The sequence below is a fragment of the Streptomyces virginiae genome (assembly GCF_041432505.1).
GTDB lineage: Bacteria > Actinomycetota > Actinomycetes > Streptomycetales > Streptomycetaceae > Streptomyces > Streptomyces virginiae_A.
Genome location: NZ_CP107871.1, coordinates 7,422,174 through 7,437,848, shown reverse-complemented (window position 1 = coordinate 7,437,848; position 15,675 = coordinate 7,422,174). Strand labels below are relative to the sequence as shown.

Below are 15,675 nucleotides of genomic sequence, written 5' to 3'. Positions count from 1 at the left end.
TGCGGACGCTGAACTCGGTGGTACCCCCGTCTCGGCGCGGCTCGGCCGCGGCTCAGCGGTCGGAGCTGAGGACCTTGCCGATCTCCGCGGAGGCGGCCTTGGCGGCCTGCTCGGGGTCCCGGCCGGTGAGCACGGCCGTCATGAAGGGCTTGATCGGGTTCTTCGCCTCGACCTCGGCCCAGCGGGCGGAGGTGGGGGTGGCCCGGCCCTGGGCGGCGCCGGGAGCCATGTTGGCCGCACCCTCGTTGCCGTCGACGACATGGGCGAGGGTGGTCTTGTTGGGCACGTAGCTCATCGTGCGGGCGAGTTCGGTCTGCCACTTCTCGCTGACGAGGGCCGTGATCACGTCCACGGCGCCCTTCCGCTGTCCGGTCCGCGCCGGGATGATCAGGTCGGAGCCGCCGGTGAAGACGGCGCCCGCCTTCTCGGAGGTCTTGCCGGGGATCGGGAAGAAGCCGAGCTTGCCCTTCAGGGCGGGGTTGGCCGCCTCGATCTCGGCGGCCTGGCCGGGCGGGGCGATGATCTGGGCGACCCGGCCGCGGGCGAAGACCTGGGACTGCGGGGGCGTCTCCTCGTCGGCGTCCTTGGGGCCGTCGCCGAGGGCCTGAAGCTGCTTGTAGAAGTCCATGCCGGCCAGGGCTTTGCCGTCGTCCAAGGCGCCGACCCACTTGCCGTTGGTCTCGACGGCGAGTTCGCCGCCCTCGTCCCAGATGAAGCCGGCGAGGACGTACCAGTTCTGGCCCGCGAGGTAGATGCCCTGCTGGTCGCCCTTGTCGAGCTTCTGGGTGGCCTGGATCCACTCCTGTCGGTTCTTGGGCGGGGTCCTGATCCCCGCGGTCGCGAAGAGGTCCTTGTGGTAGATGACCACCCGGTTGGCGGCGTACCAGGGCACTCCGTACTGGGCTCCGTTGATGGTTCCCGGTTCGGCGAGGCCCTTGAGCCAGTCCTTGCTGCCCCATGCGCGCAGGCCTTCGAGGGTGAGCTCTTCGAGGCCGCCGGTCTCGATGTATTTGGCGACCTGGGTGTTGCCGACCTCGATGACGTCGGCGCTCTCCTTGCTCGTGCCGTCGAGGACGGCGTTGACCTTGTCGCCGATGCCCGTCCACTCCTGGATCCTGACGTCCAGGTCGATGCCCGGGTGTTCCGTCTCGAACGCCGCGGTGAACTTGCCGATGAAGTCCTCCGAGGCGCTGCCCTTCATCAGCCAGAGCGTCACCTTGTCCGACCCTGCGGCCGGGTCGGCCGACCGGCCGCAGCCCGTGAGGGCGGTCGCGGCCGCGAGGGCGGTGCACACGGCGAGGAATCGCGTCTTCAAGAGGGCCACCTTCTGGGCTCGGACTCGGATGGCTCGAAATTGGCATAGACCAATAGGCCGGTCAAGGGCCTTTCGCTCGGGACTGTTCGCCCAAAGTTCGCGCACCCGGACTTACTGGGGCACCGTAGAACCAGGCAAAAGCCACCCACTGTCGGGAGACCTCCATGTCCAATCACACGTACCGGGTGACCGAGATCGTCGGCACCTCCCACGAGGGCATCGATCAGGCCATCCGCAACGGGATCGCCCGGGCGGGCCAGACCGTACGGAATCTGGACTGGTTCGAGGTGGTTCAGGTACGCGGCCACATCGAGAACGGGGAGATCGCCCACTACCAGGTGGGGCTCAAGGTCGGCTTCCGCCTCGACGGCGAGGACTGAGCCCGAGGACCGAGCCGAGGACCGGGCCCGAGGACCGAGTCCGGCGGCCGCCGGTGCGGCGGCCGCCGGTGCGGCGGCCGCCGCCACCGGGCCCGACCGCTCGGAACGTGTCAGGTCCGGCCGTCGACCTCCTGCGCGGACTCCAGCTCCGGCGCGTCCGCCGCCCAGTCGGCGAGCACCACACGGAAACCCGCGGCGCGCGCGGCCTGGCAGACGAGTTCGTCGTCGTCGACGAGCATCCGCACCTCCCGACCCCGGGAGATCCGCCGCAGCACCTCCAGCTTGGTGGTGCGGGCCGGCCGGCGGTCCTGGTTGCCGCGCATGAACAGCCGCCCCTCGGGCAGCTCGTGGCGGGCGAGCCAGTCGAGCGTGTCCGTGCGGCACCGCTCGGGACGCCCGGTCAGGTACACCACCTCGCAGTCGGCCGCGGTCGAAGACGGCCAGCGGCCGGGTGGTGTGCTCGCTCATCCCGCCAGCGTAGGAGAGCCGTACGGGGAATCCCCACGGCCGCCGGGCGTTGATTCCTGTGTGATCCGAAAACTCTCGATACTCGACCGGTCGCGCACCCGCCAGGGCCACCCGGCCCAGCAGGCCCTGCGCGACACCGTGGAGCTGGCCCGGACGGCCGAGGAGCTCGGCTACCACCGCTTCTGGGTCTCGGAGCACCACAGCGTGCCCGGCGTCGCGGGCTCGGCGCCGACGGTGCTGGCCGCCGCCGTCGCCGCGGCCACGCACCGGATCCGGGTCGGCACGGGCGGCGTCATGCTGCCCAACCACCAGCCGATGGTGGTGGCCGAGCAGTTCGGGGTCCTGGAGGCGCTGTTCCCCGGCCGGATCGACATGGGTCTCGGCCGTTCGGTCGGCTTCACCGGCGGCATCCGGCGGGCACTGGGCCGCGACACCGGGGACGCCGACCGCTTCGAGGAGCAGCTGGCCGAACTGCTGGGCTGGCTCGACGGCACCCAGCGCGCCCACCCCGACGTGCACGCCCACCCCGCCGAAGGGCTGCGGATCCCGACCTACGTCCTGGCGACCGGCGAGGGCGCCCGGATCGCCGCCCGGGCCGGACTGCCTCTGGTGGTGGGCGACCTGCGGTCCCGCGACCGGGTGAGCGAAATCATCGAGGCGTACCGCAAGGAGTTCCGGCCCTCCGCCGCGGTCACCGAACCGTACGTCGTGATCTCCGGAACGGTGGCGATCGCCGCCACCGAGGAGGAGGCCCGCCGCATCCTGATCCCGGAGGCCTGGGCCCTCGCGCACTCCCGCACCCGCGGCAACTTCCCACCGCTGCGCCCGGCCGAGGAGATCGAGGCCCTGGAGATGACGCCGAAGGAGCACGAGCTCTACGAGGGCGCCCTGGCCGGCCACCTCCACGGCACGCAGGAGCAGGTGACGACGCAGCTGTCCGAGGTCGCGGAGGTGACCGGCGCGGACGAACTGCTGGTCACCACCTCCACCTACGACCGCACGGCACTCCTCGACTCCTACGCGCGCCTGGCCCGGATCGCCGGCCTGTGAACGCGAGCCTCTAAAATAGGACGAATGCACCAGGCCGCCGGTACCCCCGCCCCTCCCCCCACGCCCGTCGACCCCTACGTACGGGTCCGGGGCGCCCGGGAGCACAATCTGCGCGGCGTCGACGTGGACATCCCGCGCGACGCGCTGACCGTGTTCACCGGCGTCTCCGGCTCCGGGAAGAGCTCGCTCGCCTTCGGCACGCTCTACGCCGAGGCCCAGCGCCGGTACTTCGAGTCCGTGGCCCCGTACGCCCGGCGCCTGATCCACCAGATCGGCGCGCCGAAGGTGGACTCCGTCACCGGACTGCCGCCGGCCGTCTCACTGGAACAGCGACGCTCCTCCCCCGGTTCGCGCTCCTCGGTCGGCACGGTGACCCTCCTGTCCAACTCCCTGCGGATGCTGTACTCCCGGGCCGGCACCTACCCTCCGGGCGCGGAGCGGCTCGACTCCGACGCCTTCTCACCCAACACCGCGGCCGGGGCCTGCCCTTCCTGTCACGGGCTCGGCCGGATCCACCGCACCAGCGAGGAACTCCTCGTCCCCGACCCGGAGCTGTCGATCCGTCAGGGGGCCGTCGCCGCCTGGCCGGGCGCCTGGCAGGGCAAGAACCTCCGGGACATCCTGGACACGCTCGGCCACGACGTGGACCGGCCCTGGCGGGAGCTGCCCGCGAAGGACCGCGAGTGGATCCTGTTCACCGAGGAGCAGCCGGTGGTGACCGTGCACCCGGTGCGGGAGGCCGAGCGCATCCAACGGCCTTACCAGGGTACGTACATGAGCGCCCACCGCTATGTGATGCGGACCTTCGCCGACAGCAGGAGTGCCACCCTGCGGGCCCGCGCCGAGAAGTTCCTCACCGACTCGCCGTGCCCGGCGTGCGAGGGGCGGCGGCTGCGCCCGGAGGCCCTCGCCGTGACCTTCGCCGGGCGAACCATCGCGGAGGTGGCGGCGCTGGCGCTGACCGACCTGGACGGCGTACTGGCCTCCGCGCCCCTCGACGGGGAGGCGGCGCGGGTGCTCGCCGAGGACCTGCGCTCCCGGATCGGTCCGATCACGGAGCTGGGGCTCGGCTATCTGAGCCTCGACCGGACGGCGCCGACCCTGTCCGCGGGCGAACTGCAGCGGCTACGGCTGGCGACGCAGCTGCGGTCGGGGCTCTTCGGGGTCGTGTACGTCCTGGACGAGCCGTCGGCGGGGCTGCACCCGGCCGACACCGAGGCGCTGCTGGGCGTACTGGACCGGCTGAAGGCGGCCGGGAACACGGTCTTCGTCGTGGAACACCATCTCGATGTGGTGCGGCACGCGGACTGGCTGGTGGACGTGGGTCCGCTGGCCGGGGAGCACGGCGGGCAGGTACTGCACAGCGGGCCGCCGGAAGACCTGGCCGAGGTGGCGGGGTCGGCGACGGCCCGGCATCTGTTCGCGGCGCGGGAGCCGGTCGGCGCGCCCAGGCGGGTGCGCACGGCGACCGGGGCGGTCCGGCTGACCGGGGTGGACCGGCACAACCTGCGGGAGCTGGAGGCGGAGTTCCCGCTCGGCGTGTTCACGGCCGTGACCGGGGTGTCGGGGTCGGGCAAGTCCACGCTGGTGGGACAGGTGCTGGCCCGGGAGGTCGGTGAACGGCTCGGGGAGGCGGACTTCCCGGTGCGGCGGCTGGTGGAGGTGGACCAGAAGCCGATCGGCCGGACCCCGCGGTCCAACCTGGCCACGTACACCGGACTGTTCGACGTGGTGCGCAAGCTGTTCACGGCGTCGCCCGAGGCGCGGGCCCGCGGCTGGAAGGCGGGCCGCTTCTCCTTCAACGTGCCGGGCGGGCGGTGCGAGACCTGCCAGGGCGAGGGCTTCGTCTCGGTGGAGCTGATGTTCCTGCCGAGTACGTACGCCCCGTGCCCCGAGTGCGCGGGCGCCCGGTACAACGCCGAGACCCTGGAGGTCCGGTACGAGGGCCTGAACATCGCGGAGGTGCTGGGCCTGACGGTGGAGTCGGCGGCCGTCTTCTTCGCGGAGGTGCCGGCGGCGGCGCGCAGCCTGCGGGCACTGGAGGAGATCGGGCTGGGCTACCTGCGGCTGGGGCAGCCGGCCACCGAGCTGTCGGGCGGCGAGGCGCAGCGGATCAAACTGGCGACGGAGCTGCAGCGGCTGCGCCGGGACCACACGCTGTACCTGCTGGACGAGCCGACGACCGGGCTGCATCCGGCCGATGTACGGGTGCTGCTGCGGCAGTTGCACGGGCTGGTGGACGCCGGGCACTCGGTGGTGGTCGTGGAGCACGACATGGCGGTGGTCGCGGGCGCGGACTGGGTCATCGACCTGGGCCCGGGCGGCGGCACGGCGGGCGGCCGGGTGGTCGCCGCGGGTACGCCGTCGCAGGTGGCCTCCGTGACCGGCAGCCGTACGGCCCCGTACCTGGCGCGGGCCCTCGGGACCGGCCGGGTGGGGTGACCGCGGGGTCGCCGACGCCGGGCCGGGGAGACGTCCGGCACGGACGTTCGAACTGCGTGGGGCGGTCGCGTCGGGCGCCGCCGGCCCGTGCCGGGTTGGTTGGATGCGGGCATGAGTCGAGTCCACTGGCTGTTCGGCGACCAGCTCGGCCCGCATTTCACGGCCACCGCCGCCGGCGGGACACCGCGCGACACCCGGTGGCTGCTGATCGAGTCGCGGTCCGTCTTCCGCCGCCGCCGGTTCCACCGGGCCAAGGCCCATCTGGTCCTCAGCGCCATGCGCCACCGGGCGGCGGACCTCGGGGCGAGCGCGCGGTACGTCGCGGCGGAGACCTACCGGGAGGGTCTCGTACGGGCCGTGGGCGACGCACCCGTATCCGTGCACCACCCGACCTCCCGCGCCGCCCTCGCCCTCGTGTCCTCGCTGCCGCAGGTCACGGTCCACCCGGCCCGCGGGTTCCTCGTGAGCCACCGGGAGTTCACGGACTGGGCCGCACGGCAGAAGGGCGGCCGGCTGCTCCAGGAGAACCTCTACGAACGCACCCGGCGCACCCACGACATCCTGATGGACGGCGACCGGCCGGCGGGCGGCCGCTGGAACCTGGACCACGACAACCGCGAACCCCCTCCCCGCGGCCGGGACACCCTCGGCGCGCCGCCCCCGTACCGGCCCCGTGAGGACGAGATCGACGAGGGGGTCCGGCGGGACCTGGACCGCTGGGAACGCGAGGAGGGGATCACCTTCGTGGGCCGCGACGGCCCACGGCTGTTCCCGGCGAGCCGCCGGGAGGCGCTGGCCGCGCTCGACCACTTCGTCACGCACCGCCTGGCCGGCTTCGGCGCGTACGAGGACGCCATGCTGGCCGGGGACCCCGTGATGAGTCACAGCCTGCTGTCCTCCTCCCTGAACCTCGGGCTCCTCGACCCCTGGGAATGCGTGAGCCGGGCCGAGGAGGCCTGGCGGGCCGGACACGTACCGCTCAACAGCGCCGAGGGTTTCGTCCGACAGGTGTGCGGGTGGCGCGAGTACGTATGGGGCCTCTACTGGCACCTCGGCGAGGACTACCGGCACCGCAACGACCTGCGCCACACCGCGCCCGTGCCCACGTGGTTCGCGGAGCTGGACGCCGACGCGCCCGCGGCCCGCTGCCTGTCCACCGTGCTGGCGCAGGTCCGGGACACGGGGTGGACGCACCACATCCCCCGCCTGATGGTCCTCGGCAGCCATGCCCTCCAGCGGGGCTGGGAGCCGGCGCAGGTGACGGACTGGTTCCACCGGTGCTTCGTGGACGGCTACGACTGGGTGATGCTGCCCAACGTGGTGGGCATGTCCCAGTACGCGGACGGCGGCCTGATGACCACCAAGCCGTACACCTCGGGCGGCGCCTACATCCACCGGATGAGCGACCTGTGCGGAGGCTGCCGGTACCGGCCCACCGACCGCACCGGCGACCGCGCCTGCCCGTACACCGTCGGCTACTGGGCCTTCCTGGACCGGCACCGTTCACGGCTGGAGGGCAATCCGCGCATGGCCCGGGCCGTGCACGGGCTGGACCGGCTGGGCGACGTGGCGCAGGTCGTCCGGGCGCACCGCGCGGCGGGCGACTCACCACCGTGACGGCGCCCACGGGCGCGCCCCGCCGGCGGACCGCCGAGAAGCGCGGCGTCCGCCGGTCCGCCGGTCCGCCGGTCCGCCTACAGTGGACGGGCCCGACCGGAACACACAGGAGACGCAGATGGCCGACGGGCCGCGCGGGGGCCGCCCGGCCGAACAGCAGGACGCCCTGTTCGACCTGGCCGACATCGACAACGGGCCGCCCTCCCCGCCCGCCGGTGGCGGCGCCGGCCCGCTGTTCCGCGACTCCGCGGCCGCTCGCCGTCTGCTGTCGGTACGGGCGATCCACGCCGAACCGGCGGCCGCGGCCTCCCCGCGCGGCCGGGAGATCATCGCCCGCTTCCCCGGTGCCGAGGTGGTCCCCGTGGACTCGCACTGGCGGATCCCGCACCTGCACGGCAACGAGGGCAACGTCGACCGGTGGGTCCGGATCAAGAGCGAGGTCCTGGTCCTGGGGGTGAAGAAGACGCTCACCACCCGCCCCAACGGACGGTCCGCGGACTGGATCGCCCCCGGAACCGCCAACGGCTGCGCCATGGCCTGCGCCTACTGCTACGTACCGCGCCGCAAGGGGTACGCCAACCCGATCACCGTGTTCACCAACACCGACCGCGTCATCGCCCACCTCTCGCGCCACGTCGCGCGCCTGGGCCCCAAGGCGGAGGCGAACCAGTGCGACCCGGCCGCGTGGGTCTACGACATCGGTGAGAACAGCGACTGCTCCGTCGACGCACTGATCAGCGAAAACATCGCCGACCTGGTCCACGCCTTCGCCGGATGGCCCTCCGCGAAGGCCTCCTTCGCCACCAAGTTCGTCAACCCCGACCTCCTCCTGTTGGAACCACGGGGCCGCACCCGGGTGCGGTTCTCCGTCATGCCCCAGGAGGACTCGAAGCTGCTGGACATCCGCACCAGCCCGGTGGAGAGCCGCATCGCCGCTGCCGGCGACTTCCTGGAAACGGGGTACGAGGTCCACTTCAACCTCTCGCCCGTCGTCCTGCGGGCGGGCTGGCAGCGGGACTGGGCCCTCCTGCTGGAGCACCTGGACGACGTGCTGCCCGGTCCGGTGAAGGAGCAGGCGGCCGCGGAGGTCATCATGCTGACGCACAACGAGGAGCTGCACGCGCTCAACCTCGGCTGGCACCCACGCGCGGAGGAGGCGCTGTGGCGGCCGGAACTCCAACAGCCCAAGCGCTCCGAGAACGGAAGCTGGAACGTCCGCTACCGCAACGGGGTGAAGGCCGAGGCCGTCGAGACGCTGCGCGCACTCGTCGCCGCCCGTGCGCCGTGGCTGCGGATCCGGTACGCCTTCTGAGGCTCAGACGTCGCCGGGCAGCAGGTGCTGCGGCAGCTCGCGGAAGCTCCACCGCCCCTGGCGGCGGGTGAACATCCAGACGAGGTCGTGCCGGTCGGGCCAGCTGGCCGGGGTGCCGGGGACCCGGTCGGCGCCGAGGGCCTGGATCAGGCGCGGGATCCCGCTGTGCTCCCAGCAGACGAGTACGGGCATCGGCGCGGCCAGCGCTGCCTGTGCGAGGGCGGCTTCGGCGCCGACGGCGAACTCGGCACGGACGGGGGCGCGCAGGGCGGTGGCGAGCGCCGTCACCGTCTGCCGGGACCGCGCGGGGACGGCGGCCCCCTTGCCGCCGCCCGCCGCGAAGACCATCGCGGGGCGGGGCAGCGAGGAGCCGGGGGCCGGTGGGAAGAGGCGCGGGAGCCTCTCGGCCCGGCGCCAGCCGCGGCCGGCCAGCGAGCCGGGGTCCTCCTCGCCTTCCGCGTCCCGGCCGACGCCACCGGCGTACGGCCTTTCCGCGTGCCGGATCACCATGACCAGGGCGTCCTCGGGCCCGGCCGGCGCTCCGGGCGCCGGGGTGCGGGCGGCTTCACCGGCTCCTCCGGCTTCCCCGGCTCCTCCGCCGGAGCACCCGGCTCCGGCCAGCGGGGCGAGGGCGGCGGCCAGTACGGCTCGGCGACGCGGTCCGGACCGGGCGGGGGCTTCTGGCATGGCGCCACTGTCCCGCACGGCCCGGGCGGCGCCGGGGCGCGGCGCGGTACGGGGCCGCGCCGGTCAGCCGATCGGCGCAGGCGGACCTCCGGGGTCAGCGGGGGCCCTTGCGTACCGCCCTCAGCCACTCCTTGTTCATCGCGGCGATCGACGGCAGCGGGATGCCCTTCGGGCAGGCCGTGGCGCACTCTCCGGTCAGGGTGCAGCCGCCGAAGCCCTCCTCGTCCATCCGGGCCACCATGTCCAGGACGCGGGTCTCGCGCTCCGGCGAGCCCTGCGGGAGGACGTTCAGGTGGTTGACCTTGGCGGAGGTGAAGAGCATCGCGGAGCCGTTGGGGCAGGCCGCCACGCACGCCCCGCAGCCGATGCACTCGGCGTGCTCGAAGGCGAAGTCGGCGTCGGCCTTGGGCACGGCGGTGGCGTGCGCCTCGGGGGCGGAGCCGGTGGGGGCGGTGATGTAGCCGCCGGCCTGGATGATCCGGTCGAAGGCGCCGCGGTCGACGACGAGGTCCTTGACCACCGGGAAGGCCGCGGCCCGCCAGGGCTCGACGTCGATGGTGTCGCCGTCGGCGAAGGACCGCATGTGGAGCTGGCAGGTGGTGGTGCGTTCCGGGCCGTGGGCGTCGCCGTTGATGACGAGGCTGCAGGCGCCGCAGATGCCCTCGCGGCAGTCGTGGTCGAAGGCGACCGGGTCCTCACCGCGCAGGATGAGGTCCTCGTTGAGGCTGTCGAGCATCTCCAGGAAGGACATGTCCTTCGAGATGCCGTCGACCTCGTAGGAGACCATGTGGCCGGGGTCGTCTGCGCCGCGCTGGCGCCAGACGCGCAGGGTGAGCTTCATGCGTAGCTCCGCTGGGTGGGGTGGACGTACTCGAAGACGAGGTCTTCCTTGTGCAGGACGGGGGCGGCGCCGGTGCCCTGGTACTCCCAGGCGGCGGCGTAGGCGTACTCCTCGTCGCGGCGGGCGGCCTCGCCGTCCGGGGTCTGGGACTCCTCGCGGAAGTGGCCGCCGCAGGATTCGGCGCGGTCGAGGGCGTCGAGGCACATCAGCTCGGCGAGTTCGAGGTAGTCGACGATGCGGTTGGCCTTCTCCAGCGACTGGTTGAACTCCTCGCCGCTGCCGGGGACCTTGATGCGCCGCCAGAACTCCTCGCGGATCTCCGGGATCCGCGTCAGGGCCTTGCGCAGCCCCTCCTCGGTGCGGGACATGCCGCAGTACTCCCACATGAGCTCGCCGATCTCGCGGTGGAAGGAGTCCGGGGTGCGGTCGCCGTCGACGGCGAGCAGCTGGGCGAGGCAGTCGCGGACCTCCCGTACGGCGGCGGCGGCCTCGGGGTGGGTGTCGTCGACGGTGTCCTGGTGCGGGTGGCGGGCGAGGTAGTCGTTGATCGTGGAGGGGAGCACGAAGTAGCCGTCGGCGAGGCCCTGCATCAGGGCGGAGGCGCCGAGGCGGTTGGCTCCGTGGTCGGAGAAGTTGGCCTCGCCGATGGCGAAGAGGCCGGGGACGGTGGTCTGGAGGTCGTAGTCGACCCACAGGCCGCCCATCGTGTAGTGCACGGCGGGGTAGATCCGCATGGGCACCTCGTACGGGTTCTCCGCGGTGATCCGCTCGTACATGTCGAAGAGGTTGCCGTACTTCTCGGCGACCTTGTCGCGGCCCATGCGGCGGATGGCGTCGGCGAAGTCGAGGTAGACGCCTTGGCCGCCGGGGCCGACGCCGCGGCCCTCGTCGCAGACGTTCTTCGCGGCGCGGGAGGCGATGTCACGGGGCACGAGGTTGCCGAAGGAGGGGTAGATCCGCTCCAGGTAGTAGTCGCGTTCCGCCTCGGGGATGTCGGCCGCGGCGCGGGTGTCGCCCTGGGCCTTGGGGACCCAGATGCGTCCGTCGTTGCGCAGGGACTCGCTCATCAGGGTGAGCTTGGACTGGTGGTCGCCGGTGCGCGGGATGCAGGTGGGGTGGATCTGGGTGAAGCAGGGGTTCGCGAAGTACGCGCCGCGCCGGTGCGCCCGCCAGACGGCGGTCGCGTTGGAGTTCATGGCGTTGGTGGAGAGGTAGAAGACGTTGCCGTAGCCGCCGCTGGCGAGGACCACGGCGTCGGCGTAGTGCGTGGAGATCTCGCCGGTGATCAGGTCGCGTGCGACGATGCCGCGGGCCACTCCGTCGACGACGATCAGGTCGAGCATCTCGGTGCGGGCGTGCATCTCGACGTTGCCGGCGGCGATCTGTCGGGAAAGTGCCTGGTAGGCGCCGAGCAGGAGCTGCTGGCCGGTCTGGCCGCGGGCGTAGAAGGTGCGGGAGACCTGGACCCCGCCGAAGGAGCGGGTGTCGAGGAGACCGCCGTACTCGCGGGCGAAGGGGACGCCTTGGGCGACGCACTGGTCGATGATCTCCACCGAGATCTGGGCGAGGCGGTGGACGTTGGACTCGCGGGCGCGGAAGTCGCCGCCCTTGACGGTGTCGTAGAAGAGGCGGTGCACCGAGTCGCCGTCGTTGCGGTAGTTCTTGGCGGCGTTGATGCCGCCCTGGGCGGCGATGGAATGGGCGCGGCGCGGGGAATCGCTGAAGCAGAACTGGACCACGTGGTAGCCCTGCTCGGCGAGAGTCGCGCCGGCGGCACCGCCCGCCAGGCCGGTGCCGACGACGATCACTGTGTGCTTGCGCCGGTTGGCCGGGTTGACCAGCTTCGCCTCGAAGCGGCGGCGGTCCCAGCGTTCGGCGATGGGGCCCTCGGGGGCCGTGGTGTCGGCGAGGGGCTCGCCGGTGGTGAAGCGGGCGTAGGCGTTGCTCATGTCAGCTCACCACTCCGGTCATGACGGCGACGGGGACGGAGACGAAACCCGCGAAGAGGACGAGGGCCAGGCCGCCCGCCAGGAACTTCAGCGTCCGCTCGCGTCGGGCGCTGCCCGCGCCGAGGGTCTGCGCGGCGCTCCAGAAGCCGTGGCGGACGTGCAGGCCGAGGGCGGCCATCGCCACGATGTAGATGGTGTTCCCGTACCAGGTGGAGAAGGTGGACAGGACGTTCTCGTACGGATGGCCGGACCAGGCGCGCTCGTTGACGGTGAGCGTGGTGAGGTCGAGCAGGTGCCAGACGATGAACAGGCCGAGGATGATCCCGCCCCAGCGCATGGTGCGGGTGGCGTAGCTCGCGCGGCGGCGCTTGTGGGCGTACTTCACCGGGCGGGCCTTGATGTCGCGGCGGCTGAGCTGGTAGGCGGACACGGCGTGGGCGACGACCGCGGCGAGCAGTCCCACGCGGACGAGCCACAGGGCCCATTCGTGGTGCAGGAAGGGCGAGCCGAGGGTGCGCAGCCAGTGGGCGTAGCCGTTGAACTCGTCGGCCCCGAAGAAGATCTTCAGGTTTCCGAGCATGTGCACGACGAGGTAGCCGAGCATGATCAGGCCGGACACGGCCATCACGGACTTCTTGCCGACGGAGGAGTCCCAGATCGTGCGTGTGATGGACGGCCGTCGATCCGTCCGCGTTGCCAGAGCCATGTCTTCGACGGTAAGGACGAGGGCCCCGAAAGGGCAAAGACATGATTGAGCTGATACCGATAGCCTCTGACTATCGAGGGCGATAGCCTGGGCGGATGCAGTTCCAGCAGCTCCTGTACTTCGTGGCCGTCGCCGAGACCCGGCACTTCACCCGGGCCGCCGAGCGCGTGCATGTGGCGCAGCCCTCGCTCTCGCAGCAGATCAAGGCGCTCGAACGGGAACTCGGGGCCGAGCTGTTCAGTCGGGCCCGGGGCAACATCACGCTCACCGACGCGGGTGAGACGCTGCTGCCGCTGGCGCGGCGGATCCTGGCGGACGCGGACACCGCGCGGCTGGAGGTGCAGGAACTGGCGCAGCTGCGGCGCGGGCGCGTGCGGCTCGGCGCCACGCCCAGCATCTGCACGGGCTTGCTGCCGGACGTGCTGCGGGCCTTCCACGACGCGCATCCCGGGATCGAGCTGCTGATCGAGGAGAGCGGGTCGCTCGACCTCGTACGGGAGCTCGCGCGCGGGGCCCTGGACCTGGCCCTGATCGCGCTGCCGCTACCCCCTTCGGCCCCGGCCCTGACCACGGTGGAGCTGCTGACGGAAGACCTCGTGGTGGTTTCCTCGGCGGAACGGCCGGCGCCGGGCGGGGGCGGCGAGTTGACCATCGCGGGGTTGCGGGACGAGCCGATGGTGATGTTCCGGCACGGCTACGACCTGCGGGAGCTCACGGTGGCGGCCTGCCGGGCGGAGGGCTTCGAGCCGGTCTTCACCGTGGAGGGCGGCGAGATGGACGCGGTCCTGGGCTTCGTCCGGGCGGGGCTCGGCATCGCAGTGGTCCCGGCGATGGTGGTGGACCGCGCCGGTCCGGGCTTGCGGGTGACCCGGATGGCCGGATCGCCGCTGCGCCGCACCATCGCCCTGGCCCACCGCACCGACGTGGCTCCGCCGCGCGCGGCCCGCGAGCTGAGGCGCATACTGCTCGGCTGACTCCGGCCCGGCAGGGCCGCCGCGCGCGGACCGGTCGTCACGGCGCCGCGGGGGACATCGGCGGGGCAAGGGCTGCCGGCAGCGCCCGGTCGAGGCCGTCCGCCAGCATCGCGAAGGCCTGCTCGGCGTCGGCCACCGCGGCCGCGTAGGCCTCGTCGGCGCTCTGGCCGGAATCGATCCGCAGCCAGTTCTCCCGGCCCAACTCGTGGCGGACCGCCACCAGGTGCATGGCCGCCAGGCGGGCGGCGAGCGGGGGCACGGCCTCCGACTCCAGCTCGGCGGCGAGCAGTTCCACCTCGCGGTCGGTGTAGTGGCCAAGCCGGCTCTTCAGGCTCGCGGTGCTGTAGAGCAGTCGCGTGAAGGAGACCACGTTCGGATGGTCACAGAGTCCGGTGATGGGATCCCGCTCGGCCAGCGCCGCCAGGAAGTGCGCGCGCACCGCTCCCACGGGCGTGCGGCCGGCGGGTCGTTCGCGCACGACGCGCGCCGCCTCGTCCTGGTGGTCGGCGAACCGGTCGAGCAGCAGGTCCTCCTTGCTCGGGAAGTAGCGGAAGAGGGTGGGCTTGGAGACCTCGGCCGCGGCCGCGACATCCGCCACCGACACGGCGTCGAAGCCTCGTTCCAGGAAGAGCTCCAGCGCCGTGGCCGCCAGCCGGTGGCGCGTACGGAGCTTCTTGTTCTCGCGCAGACCCGTCGTGTTCTCCATACCGCACAGCGTAGCACGCACGCGTGACCGAGTTACTTTTTTAACCGGGTTGCTTTTTCTGTCGGGAGCCGCTTTCCTTGAGGCAACGACGAGGAGAGGACCTCCGATGACCGACGTACTGATCACCGGCTCCGGCCCCACCGGACTGACGCTCGCCTGCGACCTCGCACTCCGGGGAGTCGCCGTGCGCGTCATCGACCGGCGCACCGAGCCGCACCACGAGTCCCGGGGCAAGGGCCTGCTGCCGAGCAGCCTCGCGATCTTCCGGGAGCTCGGGGTGCTGGAGACCCTGACCGCCGAGGGCGATACGAGCGTGACGTTGCGCAAGTACTTCGACGGCGAACACATCAACGACACCCCCACCGGCGCCGGCCTGCTCCTCGGGCAGTGGCAGATCGAGAAGGCCCTGCGCGAGCGGCTCGCCGAGCTGGGCGTCCGGGTGGAGTACGGATCGGAGCTCGTGGCGATCGGTCAGGACGACGCCGGGGTGCGCGCCGAGCCGGCGGACGGCACCGTGATCGCGGCCCGCTATCTCGCCGGGTGCGACGGCGGGCGCAGCACCACCCGCAAGCTGCTCGGCATCCCCTTCGAGGGGAGCGGTCAGGAGGAGCCCGCGATGGTGATCGGAGATGTCAGGGCGCCCGGGCTCGGCCGGGACGCCTGGCACCAGTGGTTCACGTCCGAGGGCACCGGAATCCTGCTCTGCCCGATGCCGGGGACGGACAGCTTCCAACTGCAGGCCTCACCCGAGCGGGACGAGCGGGGCGAACCGGTGCCGCCGTCCCTGGAGAGCTTCCAACGGATCTTCGACCGCGACGCCCGGGTGCCGGGCATCCGGCTCGTCGATGCCACCTGGGTCTCGGCCTGGCGGGTCAACGTCCGCATGGCCACCCGGATGCGGGAGGGCCGGGTCTTCCTCGCGGGGGACGCCGCGCACGTCCACCCGATAGCCGGCGGGCTGGGCATGAACACCGGCATCCAGGACGCGGCCGAGCTCGGCCGGACGCTCGTGGCCGCGCTCACCGGGCCCGGCGGTGAGGAGGTGCTCGACAGGTACGAGGCGGTGCGGCTGCCGGTGGTCGCCGACGTCCTGGCCGACACGGCGGAGCGGTACGAGCGGGTCACGGAAGCCGTCCGAACCCCCGGCCGCGGCACCGAGGTCGGCATGACCCGGTCCCAGCCGCCCGCCGGAGCCTGAGGCGGCCCGGCGGGGCGGATGTCGGAAGGA

Annotated in this window: 13 protein-coding genes and 1 pseudogene; 7 read left to right on the top strand and 7 right to left on the bottom strand. The window is 72.4% G+C overall.

The window, feature by feature from the left end; translation table 11 throughout:
* Window positions 1–52: 52 nt before the first annotated feature.
* Complete coding sequence (locus tag OG624_RS34185) at window positions 53–1,315, bottom strand: extracellular solute-binding protein (protein WP_371640227.1); 1,263 nt, start codon at window positions 1,313–1,315, stop codon at window positions 53–55.
* A gap of 164 nt (window positions 1,316–1,479) precedes the next feature.
* Between OG624_RS34185 and OG624_RS34180 the strand changes: the two genes are divergently transcribed.
* A complete protein-coding gene (locus OG624_RS34180; RefSeq protein WP_030012846.1) occupies window positions 1,480–1,695 on the top strand; it encodes a dodecin in 216 nt (71 codons plus the stop codon).
* A gap of 110 nt (window positions 1,696–1,805) precedes the next feature.
* On the opposite strand, the pseudogene OG624_RS34175 reads toward OG624_RS34180, so the two are convergent.
* Window positions 1,806–2,126: pseudogene (locus tag OG624_RS34175) on the bottom strand (phosphatase domain-containing protein); the annotation flags it as partial.
* Between the two features lie 97 nt (window positions 2,127–2,223).
* Between OG624_RS34175 and OG624_RS34170 the strand changes: the two are divergent.
* The 4 genes from OG624_RS34170 to OG624_RS34155 all read left to right on the top strand — a co-directional run bounded on the left by OG624_RS34170 (window position 2,224) and on the right by OG624_RS34155 (window position 8,584).
* Window positions 2,224–3,213: an LLM class flavin-dependent oxidoreductase gene (locus OG624_RS34170; RefSeq protein WP_371640226.1), complete on the top strand. Its 990-nt coding sequence runs from the start codon at window positions 2,224–2,226 to the stop codon at window positions 3,211–3,213.
* Window positions 3,214–3,237: 24 nt separating this feature from the next.
* On the top strand, window positions 3,238–5,655 hold the full coding sequence (locus tag OG624_RS34165; protein ID WP_371593991.1) for an ABC transporter: 2,418 nt from the start codon (window positions 3,238–3,240) through the stop codon (window positions 5,653–5,655).
* A gap of 111 nt (window positions 5,656–5,766) precedes the next feature.
* Window positions 5,767–7,272, top strand: a complete 1,506-nt coding sequence (locus tag OG624_RS34160) for a cryptochrome/photolyase family protein (protein WP_371640225.1) — start codon at window positions 5,767–5,769, stop codon at window positions 7,270–7,272.
* Window positions 7,273–7,390: 118 nt separating this feature from the next.
* On the top strand, window positions 7,391–8,584 hold the full coding sequence (locus OG624_RS34155) for a spore photoproduct lyase family protein (RefSeq protein ID WP_371640224.1): 1,194 nt from the start codon (window positions 7,391–7,393) through the stop codon (window positions 8,582–8,584).
* A gap of 3 nt (window positions 8,585–8,587) precedes the next feature.
* Here OG624_RS34155 and OG624_RS34150 read toward each other — a convergent pair whose 3' ends face one another.
* The 4 genes from OG624_RS34150 to OG624_RS34135 form a co-directional block, all read right to left on the bottom strand.
* Complete coding sequence (locus tag OG624_RS34150) at window positions 8,588–9,271, bottom strand: hypothetical protein (protein WP_371640223.1); 684 nt, start codon at window positions 9,269–9,271, stop codon at window positions 8,588–8,590.
* A gap of 94 nt (window positions 9,272–9,365) precedes the next feature.
* Window positions 9,366–10,112 (bottom strand): succinate dehydrogenase/fumarate reductase iron-sulfur subunit, encoded by a 747-nt coding sequence (locus tag OG624_RS34145; RefSeq protein WP_033226426.1) that lies wholly within the window; start codon window positions 10,110–10,112, stop codon window positions 9,366–9,368.
* Window positions 10,109–12,061: a fumarate reductase/succinate dehydrogenase flavoprotein subunit gene (locus OG624_RS34140; RefSeq protein WP_266354622.1), complete on the bottom strand. Its 1,953-nt coding sequence runs from the start codon at window positions 12,059–12,061 to the stop codon at window positions 10,109–10,111. The genes OG624_RS34145 and OG624_RS34140 overlap by 4 nt, the downstream gene beginning before the upstream one ends.
* A 1-nt stretch (window position 12,062) precedes the next feature.
* The gene (locus tag OG624_RS34135; RefSeq protein ID WP_266354624.1) at window positions 12,063–12,767 is read right to left on the bottom strand and encodes a succinate dehydrogenase; all 705 of its coding nucleotides are present in this window, start codon (window positions 12,765–12,767) and stop codon (window positions 12,063–12,065) included.
* Between the two features lie 95 nt (window positions 12,768–12,862).
* Here OG624_RS34135 and OG624_RS34130 point away from each other — a divergent pair, with 95 nt between their 5' ends.
* Window positions 12,863–13,741, top strand: coding sequence for a LysR family transcriptional regulator (locus tag OG624_RS34130; protein WP_033226420.1), 879 nt, complete (start codon window positions 12,863–12,865; stop codon window positions 13,739–13,741).
* Window positions 13,742–13,778: 37 nt separating this feature from the next.
* Here OG624_RS34130 and OG624_RS34125 read toward each other — a convergent pair whose 3' ends face one another.
* The gene (locus OG624_RS34125) at window positions 13,779–14,447 is read right to left on the bottom strand and encodes a TetR/AcrR family transcriptional regulator (RefSeq protein ID WP_033226419.1); all 669 of its coding nucleotides are present in this window, start codon (window positions 14,445–14,447) and stop codon (window positions 13,779–13,781) included.
* Between the two features lie 106 nt (window positions 14,448–14,553).
* Here OG624_RS34125 and OG624_RS34120 point away from each other — a divergent pair, with 106 nt between their 5' ends.
* Window positions 14,554–15,645 (top strand): FAD-dependent monooxygenase, encoded by a 1,092-nt coding sequence (locus OG624_RS34120; protein ID WP_371640222.1) that lies wholly within the window; start codon window positions 14,554–14,556, stop codon window positions 15,643–15,645.
* The last annotated feature ends 30 nt before the right edge of the window (window positions 15,646–15,675 follow it).

Bases quoted from the DNA above. Each gene is read 5' to 3' on its own strand.
- OG624_RS34120 (WP_371640222.1), top strand. From the start codon at position 14,554: ATGACCGACGTACTGATCACCGGCTCCGGCCCCACCGGACTGACGCTC.
- OG624_RS34140 (WP_266354622.1), bottom strand. From the start codon at position 12,061: ATGAGCAACGCCTACGCCCGCTTCACCACCGGCGAGCCCCTCGCCGAC.
- OG624_RS34160 (WP_371640225.1), top strand. From the start codon at position 5,767: ATGAGTCGAGTCCACTGGCTGTTCGGCGACCAGCTCGGCCCGCATTTC.
- OG624_RS34155 (WP_371640224.1), top strand. From the start codon at position 7,391: ATGGCCGACGGGCCGCGCGGGGGCCGCCCGGCCGAACAGCAGGACGCC.
- OG624_RS34180 (WP_030012846.1), top strand. From the start codon at position 1,480: ATGTCCAATCACACGTACCGGGTGACCGAGATCGTCGGCACCTCCCAC.
- OG624_RS34130 (WP_033226420.1), top strand. From the start codon at position 12,863: ATGCAGTTCCAGCAGCTCCTGTACTTCGTGGCCGTCGCCGAGACCCGG.
- OG624_RS34150 (WP_371640223.1), bottom strand. From the start codon at position 9,271: ATGCCAGAAGCCCCCGCCCGGTCCGGACCGCGTCGCCGAGCCGTACTG.
- OG624_RS34145 (WP_033226426.1), bottom strand. From the start codon at position 10,112: ATGAAGCTCACCCTGCGCGTCTGGCGCCAGCGCGGCGCAGACGACCCC.
- OG624_RS34165 (WP_371593991.1), top strand. From the start codon at position 3,238: ATGCACCAGGCCGCCGGTACCCCCGCCCCTCCCCCCACGCCCGTCGAC.
- OG624_RS34125 (WP_033226419.1), bottom strand. From the start codon at position 14,447: ATGGAGAACACGACGGGTCTGCGCGAGAACAAGAAGCTCCGTACGCGC.
- OG624_RS34135 (WP_266354624.1), bottom strand. From the start codon at position 12,767: ATGGCTCTGGCAACGCGGACGGATCGACGGCCGTCCATCACACGCACG.